Origin of the sequence: Acinetobacter uliginosus (assembly GCF_044130295.1) — a bacterium.
In the GTDB taxonomy this organism is placed as follows: Bacteria; Pseudomonadota; Gammaproteobacteria; order Pseudomonadales; family Moraxellaceae; genus Acinetobacter.
Window position 1 is genome coordinate 48,467 of sequence record NZ_JBIQOC010000022.1, and the last position, 8,982, is coordinate 57,448.

At 46.1% G+C, this 8,982-nt stretch carries 9 protein-coding genes; 5 read left to right on the top strand and 4 right to left on the bottom strand.

What is annotated here, in order from left to right; genetic code table 11:
• Nucleotides 1-2 precede the first annotated feature (2 nt).
• The 5 genes from ACE01T_RS06400 to ACE01T_RS06420 are packed head-to-tail and all read left to right on the top strand — an operon-like array spanning nt 3 to nt 4,030.
• On the top strand, nt 3-1,199 hold the full coding sequence (locus tag ACE01T_RS06400; RefSeq protein WP_180174421.1) for a beta-ketoacyl-[acyl-carrier-protein] synthase family protein: 1,197 nt from the start codon (nt 3-5) through the stop codon (nt 1,197-1,199).
• Entirely contained in the window at nt 1,196-1,633 is a 438-nt protein-coding gene (locus tag ACE01T_RS06405) for a hotdog family protein (RefSeq protein ID WP_180174420.1), read from the top strand. The genes ACE01T_RS06400 and ACE01T_RS06405 overlap by 4 nt, the downstream gene beginning before the upstream one ends.
• Entirely contained in the window at nt 1,630-2,355 is a 726-nt protein-coding gene (locus ACE01T_RS06410; RefSeq protein ID WP_086195841.1) for a 3-ketoacyl-ACP reductase FabG2, read from the top strand. Before ACE01T_RS06405 ends, ACE01T_RS06410 begins: the two co-directional genes overlap by 4 nt.
• On the top strand, nt 2,355-3,575 hold the full coding sequence (locus tag ACE01T_RS06415) for a beta-ketoacyl-ACP synthase (protein WP_180174419.1): 1,221 nt from the start codon (nt 2,355-2,357) through the stop codon (nt 3,573-3,575). The genes ACE01T_RS06410 and ACE01T_RS06415 overlap by 1 nt, the downstream gene beginning before the upstream one ends.
• Nucleotides 3,576-3,595: 20 nt before the next feature.
• Nucleotides 3,596-4,030: an excinuclease gene (locus ACE01T_RS06420; protein WP_180174418.1), complete on the top strand. Its 435-nt coding sequence runs from the start codon at nt 3,596-3,598 to the stop codon at nt 4,028-4,030.
• 119 nt (nt 4,031-4,149) lie between these two features.
• On the opposite strand, the gene secF is transcribed toward ACE01T_RS06420, so the two are convergent.
• The 4 genes from secF to tgt all read right to left on the bottom strand — a co-directional run bounded on the left by secF (nt 4,150) and on the right by tgt (nt 8,647).
• Nucleotides 4,150-5,118, bottom strand: coding sequence for a protein translocase subunit SecF (gene secF, locus ACE01T_RS06425; protein WP_086195839.1), 969 nt, complete (start codon nt 5,116-5,118; stop codon nt 4,150-4,152).
• A gap of 10 nt (nt 5,119-5,128) precedes the next feature.
• Complete coding sequence (secD, locus tag ACE01T_RS06430; protein ID WP_200223165.1) at nt 5,129-7,030, bottom strand: protein translocase subunit SecD; 1,902 nt, start codon at nt 7,028-7,030, stop codon at nt 5,129-5,131.
• Between the two features lie 51 nt (nt 7,031-7,081).
• Nucleotides 7,082-7,411, bottom strand: a complete 330-nt coding sequence (gene yajC, locus ACE01T_RS06435) for a preprotein translocase subunit YajC (RefSeq protein ID WP_086195837.1) — start codon at nt 7,409-7,411, stop codon at nt 7,082-7,084.
• Nucleotides 7,412-7,516: 105 nt separating this feature from the next.
• On the bottom strand, nt 7,517-8,647 hold the full coding sequence (gene tgt / locus ACE01T_RS06440) for a tRNA guanosine(34) transglycosylase Tgt (protein WP_180042750.1): 1,131 nt from the start codon (nt 8,645-8,647) through the stop codon (nt 7,517-7,519).
• Nucleotides 8,648-8,982: the final 335 nt, after the last annotated feature.

Here is an 8,982-nt window from a genome sequence, read left to right on the forward strand (position 1 = left end):
GCATGGGCGATAAAATCACACAATATCCTGCAGTCGGCATTCAGTTGAGTGCCGGTCTATCTGCACTCGGAAATACCGCTGAACAGATCAGACAGGCGCTGACCACGCAGCAAAATACCTTGAGCCTTCGTTCAGGATTTATTCCAGAAAAACAGGTCTGGGTAGGCGCCTATCAGCAGCCTTTAATCGAAACTGTTCCCGCATTTCTGCAGGATGTCGATTCGCGTAATCTACGTTTTGCCTTAACGGCGTTAAGTTTAATCGAAAGCGAAATCCGAGATTATACTGCGCAGTTTGATCGCAAACGTCTGGCAATTATTCTGGGCACATCGACCTCCGGCATTGCTGACAATGAAATATTGCTGAAACAGTATTTTAACCATCACAGAAAAATTGAAATTAATCACTATAAACAGGAAATGGGTAGTCTGGCCAAAGGTCTACAGATGTATCTGGGCTGGGAAGGTCCGGCATACACCATTTCCACGGCCTGTTCTTCCAGTGCCAAAGCCATGGCGGCAGGACAGCGATTGATTAATGCCGGTCTGGCAGATGCGGTGCTGGTCGGTGGTGTTGATACCTTGTGCCGGTTGACTCTGAATGGTTTTCACAGTCTGGAAAGCCTGTCCAATGGTCTGTGTCAGCCCTGTGGTGCACAGCGCGATGGTATCAATATTGGCGAAGCGGCGGGACTGTTTTTATTGTCCAAAGAAACCGCCCCTGTGATGCTGATGTCAGCCGGGGAATCGATGGATGCCTGGCATATTTCTGCACCGCATCCGGAAGGCAAAGGGGCTGCCGAAGCCATGCAAAAGGCGCTGGATATGGCGGGTATTAGCGCCAGTGAGATTGGCTATTTAAATATGCACGGAACGGCAACGCCGCAAAATGATGCCATGGAAATCAAAGCCGTGCAGACGGTATTCCAGCAATATGAAGTACCGATCAGCAGCAGCAAACATAAAACCGGGCACTGTCTGGGAGCCGCTGGAGCTATTGAAGCTGTAATTTGCCAGCAGGTGTTAGCCGATCAGTCCTGGTTGCCGCTGCATCATTCAGGCAGTATTGATCCGGAACTGGATGAAGCCAACTATGTGCTGAATGCGCAGTTGCAACAACCGATAGAATATGTCATGAGTAATTCTTTTGCCTTTGGCGGCAGCAATATCAGCCTAATTTTTGGAACAAAATTGAAATGATGGATGCAATACAGTTTATCCCGCATGAACAGCCGATGGTGTTTGTCGATCATCTGATTGAAGCCAGTGACAATTTTGCCATTGCCGAACTGGTGATTCGTCCCGAATTGATGTTTTGTGAAGCGGAAGGCTTGCCGACCTGGAGCAGTATTGAACTGATGGCACAGACCATTAGTGTTTATGCAGGACATAAAGGGAAAATGTCAGGTTTGCAGCCTAAAATTGGTTTTTTATTGGGTACGCGTAAAATGCAGTTGCCTGTGCCTTATTTTGCTTTAGGTGAAACCGTCAGGATTAAAGCGGAACAAGGTTATTTACATGAGGGGCTGGGGCAGTTTCAATGTGAAATTGAATACCGGGAACATCGCTTTAGTGCCATGTTGAGTGTATTTGAGCCGCCAGAAATGAAAGAAGAACTTAAGGATACAGTGTGAGTAGACGAATTTTAGTAACAGGCTCAAGCCGTGGAATTGGTAAAGCCATTGCCTTGCAACTGGCACAGGCTGGATTTGATGTCACCGTCCATGCGCGCTCCAGACAACAAGAAGCCGAACAGGTGGTTGAAGAAATCCGTGCTTTAGGTCAAGCCAGCCATGCACTGTTATTTGATGTAAATGAACGTGAAAAAGTGCTGCAATTGCTGGAACAGGATGTTGCCGAGCATGGCGCATTTTATGGTGTGGTATTGAACGCAGGCTTAACCCGTGACGCGGCATTTCCGGCCTTAACCGATAGCGACTGGGATGAGGTGGTTTCGACCTCACTGGACGGTTTTTACAATGTACTTAAACCTTTGGTGATGCCGATGATTCGGCTGAAACAGGGCGGCCGCATTGTGACTTTATCTTCGGTTTCAGGTTTGATGGGTAATCGGGGACAGGTCAATTACAGTGCAGCAAAAGCGGGACTGATTGGTGCCACCAAAGCTTTGGCACTGGAACTGGCAAAACGCAAAATTACCGTGAACTGTGTAGCACCGGGCTTGATTGAAACCGAAATGGTCACTGAAGAAGTGAAAGAACATGCCCTGAAAATGATTCCCTTACAACGTATGGGGCAGGTTGATGAAGTCGCCAAAGTGGTGAAATTTTTATGCAGTGATGATGCCAGCTATATCACCCGACAGGTGATTTCGGTCAATGGGGGCTTGATTTGATGAAACGTGTGGTAGTGACGGGCATGGCCGGAATCACCTCTTTAGGTGAAACGGCAGATCAGGTATTTGCACAATTTGAACAGGGCAAAAGTGGCATTCGTTACATGCCGGACTGGGAAGTGTATACCGACTTGCGCAGCAAACTGGGTGGTCCGGTCGAATCCTATACCATTCCCAAGCATTTTAACCGTAAAGTGACCCGCGGCATGGGTCGGGTGGCCCTGATGTCAACGGTCTGTGCTGAAAAAGCCTTGGAAGATGCCGGTCTGTTAAATGACCCGATTTTAAACAGTGGTCAAACTGGTGTGGCCTTCGGTTCATCTGCCGGCAGTGTCGATGCAATTGGCGAGTTTGGCAGCATGTTGATTGATAACAACATGAACAAGCTGAATGCGACCACGTATATCCGCATGATGTCGCATACCAGTGCCGTCAACATGACCGTTTATTTTGGCTTGAAAGGTTTAACTTTACCGACATCCAGTGCCTGTACTTCAGGTTCTATGGCGATCGGTCAGGCCTATGAAGCCATTAAATATGGCAAGCAGACTGTGATGCTGGCAGGGGGTGCCGAGGAACTCAGTGCCGCAGGTTCTGCGGTGTTTGATGTGCTGATGGCGACCAGTAGCCAAAATGAACATCCGGAAAAAACACCGCGTCCATTCGATAGCAAACGTGATGGCCTGGTGGTGGGTGAAGGCGCAGGCTGTTTAATTCTGGAAGAATATCAACATGCCCAAGCACGCGGTGCCAAAATTTATGCAGAAATCATCGGTTACGGCAGCAACACCGATGGTCAGCATGTCACTCGTCCAGATGCTGAAATGATGGGACGCTGTATCCAGCTGGCTCTGTCAGATGCGCAAATTGCAGCAGACCGGATTGACTATGTGAATGCGCATGGGACATCCACCGATCAAGGGGATATTGCGGAAACTCAGGCTACAGCACGTGTACTAGGTAAAAAACCGATCAGCTCTTTAAAAAGCTATTTTGGCCATACTTTGGGAGCTTGTGGAGCAATTGAAGCCTGGCTCAGTATTGAAATGATGCAGCGTAGCCAGTTTATACCGACATTAAATCTGGATGAAATTGATGCGGCCTGTGGCGATCTGGATTACATTGTTAAACAGTCAAGAAATATGCATGCCGACATAGTTATGAGTAACAATTTTGCTTTTGGAGGAATTAATACCTCCCTGATTTTTAAACGTGTCTAACAACAACTAGAGGGTACATCATGTTGATGAAGAAATTAACACTTACAGCTGCATTGTGTTTGGGTGGAGTGGTTTCAGCTCAAGCTGCAGACCAAATGCATGACTTCAACTTTCAGGAAGCGGTGAGTCGTGCCGTTGCTGACGGTACGCTGGACGGTTCGGTTAAGTTTTACTTGGCGGGTACACGTGCAGGTGGAAAAGTCATTCAAAAAGGTTTAGTGAGCAATAAAAAAACCAATGGTTTTGCCAAGTCTGCTGAAAGCTCATGCGATCATGTTTTACGTTCCGCTTTAATCCAGTTCCAGAACACTGCCAAGGCAAAGGGTGCCAATGCTGTCACCAATATTGTGAGCTACTATAAAGCAAACGAAACCCGCAGTACCACCACTTACCAATGTGCCAAAGGAACTGCGGTTGCCGGTGTAGCCTTAAAAGGTGATCTTGCAAAACTATAAGCTTGTGCATTTACACTGATAAAATTTCAGATCTCGTACAGCATTTTATATTTTTGACCTGCATAAAAAAGCCCATCAGATGATGGGCTTTTTTATTGAATTTAAAGAAAGCACAGAAATTACTTTGGAATTTCCTGTTCCTCATCAAATTCAGGTTTCACCTGTACAATAAAGTCCTGACGGTTCAGGCCACGCCATAAGGCAAATGCAGTACCAATATAAATTGAAGAATAGGTACCGACAAATACACCAATAAACATTGCAATCGAGAACCAGTGCAGACCTTCACCGCCCAGGAACATCATTGCGACAACGACCAGCAATAAGGTCATGGAGGTGTGGATGGTCCGACGTAAGGTTTCAGTCAACGCGATATTGACGATTTCAACTGGCGAGGCACCGCGAATCTTGCGGAAATTTTCACGGATACGGTCGGATACCACAATGTTATCGTTTAACGAGAAACCTAACAGCGCAAGAATAGCTGCCAGTACGGTTAAATCAAACGGCCATTGCATCATGGCAAAAATACCAATGGTGACAATGATGTCATGGAATAACGAAAGCACCGCACCTACCGCCAGCTTGAATTCAAAACGAATGGTCACGTAAACCAGCATGAGCAGTAATGCCAAGGCTACAGCACCTGCCGAACGAATATACAGCTCGTTACCGACCTGTCCACCGACAGAATCCACTTTGTGGACCTCAGCAGGGTTATTCGGTAATTGTGCTGCTTTGGTGATGGCGTTATTCAGATCTTCTACTTCAATGTTCTGAACAGGCATACGAACCAAGAGGTCTTTGTTACTGCCGAGAGTTTGTACCACCGCATCCTTAAAGCCTGCCTGGTTCAAAGCCTGAATAACTTCGACCTGATTGGCCGGTTGTTTATAGTTCAGCTCGGCAGAAACACCGCCAGTAAAGTCCAGACCGAGGTTTAGACCTTTGGTGGCAATAAAGAAAATACTGGCCAAAGTTAAAAGAATAGAGATGATTGCCGCAGGTTTGGCAATCTTCATAAAGTCAATGATGCGCTCATCATCCGGGCGACCGTATTTCTTTTTCGGTTGAGTCATATCAGTCATCTTCGATCTCCTAAATGCTCAACTTTTTCAAGTTACGTTTTTTGCCATAAATAAGCTGTACGATGGCACGTGTTACCGTAATGGCTGTAAACATCGAGCAGACAATACCGATCATTAATGTCACCGCGAAGCCCTTAATCGGACCTGTACCAATGGCAAACAGAATGAACGCAACCAGGAAGGTAGTTAAGTTCGAGTCAAAAATGGTGTTATAGGCCCGATCATAACCGGCGACAATCGCCTGTTTGGGCGAGGCCCCCCATTTCATTTCTTCCCGTATTCGCTCACAGATCAGTACGTTGGCATCGACCGCCATACCAATGGTAATCACGATACCGGCAATACCTGGAAGGGTGAGGGAAGCGCCAATCCATGACATGACGGTCAGGATCATAGCCAGGTTAAATACCAGTGCAAAGTTGGCAATTACACCGAATAGACGGAAGAACACCACCATCCAGATCGCCACCAGAAGGAAGCCGATTTGAGTCGATAACACACCTTTGTCAATATTTTCCTGACCCAGGCTCGGACCAACCACACGTTCTTCAACAAAATACATCGGCGCAGCCAGTGCACCAGCACGAAGCATCAAGGCAAGTTCAGCCGCTTCCTGTGGTGAATCCAGACCGGTAATACGGAACTGGGAACCTAATACCGCCTGAATGGTTGCAGCGTTAATGATGACTGACTCAGCATAAGGAGTACGAACTTCGGTTTGCGCACCCGTCACAGGATCAGGCACATAGCTGATCTTTTGCTTGTTCTCGATGAACAATACCGCCATACGTTTACCAACCGCATTACGGGTGGCATCTGCCATTAACTTACCGCCAGCGCTGTCCAAAGTAATATTTACTTCAGCACCGCCAGTATCCTGGCTAAAGCCGCTAGAGGCATTCTGAACACGTTCACCGGTCAGAATTCGGTTACGGTTGAGCAATAACTCACGACCGCTATCCAATGATTCATAAGCAAAAACTTCAGTACCCGGAGGTAGGGCCTGAGCTGTAGACTTTCCAGTATACGGATCGATGTACTGGTCATTCAAATCGGAAACCAGACGGAATTCCAGGTTGGCTGTACGGCCCAAGACGCGTTTCGCTTCAGCAGTGTCCTGAACACCCGGAAGTTCAACTACAATACGGTTGCTGCCTTGAGTTTGAACCAATGCTTCCGCTACACCTAACTCGTTAATACGGTTACGTAAAGTGGTTAAGTTCTGGTTAACGGCATAAGACTGAATTTCCTGCTTGCGCACGTCGGTATAGTTCAGACGTAAAGTTGAACCGGACTCAGAGGCAATTGCCTGCTGGTTGAATTCATTGCCATTACGACGCAAGAAATCCATCACAGCTTCACGGTCACCGTTATTGGCAAACTGAACGGTAATGGTATTGTTATTCAATGACAGGCTGTTGAATTTTAGCTTGTTGTCACGCAATTGACGACGCAGATCAGTCGCCGATGTTTCCATACGCTGACTGATGGCCTTGTCCATATCCACTTCAAGCAGGAAGTGCACACCACCACGTAAATCCAGACCCAGTTTCATTGGTTTGGCACCAATTTTTTGCAGCCATTCAGGTGTGGTTGGGGCAAGGTTCAAGGCAACAACATAATTATCACCCAATCCGCGACGCAATACTTCTTTGGCTTTTAACTGTGCTTCAGAGGAGTCGAGACGTAAAAGGGCAGCATTATTGCTAAAGCTGTTGTCATGGCTTGAAATTTTTTCACTTTGTAATAATTGCTCTGCTTTTTGTACGATGCTCTGGTCAATTTGGGTGCCGGCTTTGGCACCGGAAATTTGAACAGCAGGTTCATCGGGGTACAAACTAGGCAGCGCGTATAATGTGCTGATCACCAAAACCACAAGGATCAGCAGATATTTCCATGCTGGGTAACGCATCTGTTTTCTTCTTAAAATGAAAAAGTCGTGCTAGGGCACGACTAATTTTGATTAGAGATTATTTAATGTGCCTTCAGGAAGAACTGAAATCACACTTGCGCGCTGAATTTTTACTTCTACGCCACGGCTGAGTTCAACCACTGCAAAATCGCCTTCAATTTTAGTGATTTTGCCCATCAGGCCACCTGCAAAAACTACTTCGCTACCTACACCCAGGCTTTCAACCAGGGTACGGTGTTCTTTCGCGCGTTTCGCTTGAGGACGCCAGATCAGGAAATAGAAAATTGCGACAAATACCGCAATCATCAAAAGGTTGGTTACCAAACTTGGTTGTTGTGCAGCTTCACCTGCTGCGTGAGCAGTAGAAATAAAAAGGCTCATTTCAATTTCCTAAACTAAAAAATGTATATCAACAATATGATGATAAATAAGATAACTTGTTCAGCAATTTACCTTGTCTTTTTCTTCAGCGCAAATACTGAAAGATTAATCTTCAGGACAAGGGGGGACTTCTAGACCACGACGCGCATAAAAATCCTGTACATATTCATCAAAAGTACCATTATCTAACGCATCACGGATGTCTTGTGTAAACCTTTGGTAATAACGCAGGTTATGAATAGTACCCAGCATGGAACCCAGCATTTCGCCACATTTTTCCAGATGGAACAGATAAGCACGGGTAAAGTTTTGGCAGGTATAGCAGTCGCAGTCTGGATCGAGTGGACTTTGGTCATGACGATATTTGGCATTACGAATCCGCACCAGACCGTCTGTCACAAAATAATGACCATTACGTGCATTACGGGTTGGCATGACACAGTCAAACATATCCACACCACGGCGGATGCCTTCCACGATATCTTCAGGCTTGCCGACACCCATCAGGTAACGGGGCTTGTCTTCCGGCATTTTCGGTGGAAGATGATCCAGAATCTTGATCATTTCCTCTTTCGGTTCACCGACAGAAAGACCGCCAATGGCAAAGCCATCAAAGTCGATTTCTTTTAAGCCTGCCAGTGATTCATCACGCAGGTCTTCATACATACCGCCCTGAATAATACCAAACAGGGCATTTTTATTTTTTAATACATCATGATGATGGGTTTTACAGCGTTTTGCCCAGCGCAGTGAAAGCTGCAAAGATTTCTGTGCTTCTTCACGCGTAGCCGGGTAAGGCGTACATTCGTCAAAAATCATCACGATGTCTGAATTCAAGGTATGTTGAATATCCATTGAAATTTCAGGTGATAAAAAGACTTTTGAACCATCAATTGGTGAACGGAAGGTTACACCTTCTTCTTTAATCTTACGCATCGCACCCAGGCTGAACACCTGGAAGCCGCCTGAATCGGTTAAAATCGGTTTGTTCCATTTCATGAACTCGTGCAAACCGCCATGTTCACGAATCACGTCCAGGCCGGGACGTAAATAGAGATGGAAGGTGTTACCTAAAATAATCTGGGCTTTAATATCTTCTACATCACGTGGGAGCATGCCTTTGACTGTACCGTAGGTACCGACAGGCATAAACACTGGGGTTTCCACCACGCCGTGTTCCAGCGTTAAACGACCACGACGGGCACGGCCCGACTGACCTAATTTTTCAAACTTCATAAAATATCCTGGACGAGAGCAAAGCACTGCTTTGGTTGCAGTGCAAGAGCGAAAAAACAGTTCGCCGCCAAAAGTTCGCTATTTTCCTTGATTACGCACATAAACGCCAGTGTTGTCGAATTTTAACGCGATTCTTTTTTGCTGAAGAAAATAAGCTACAAGTGAGGCTGTGCTTGCCTTGCGGATGGGCATGTAGAAATGATGCTTTTCTGCATGCCGATGTTTTCATTTATAGGACTTACGCATTGACGGATTCAAAAAAGTATTAAAATACTTTATAAAGCATCTGTGATCAGACGAATTAAAAATGCTTCTACAGCAACTTGTACTCTACC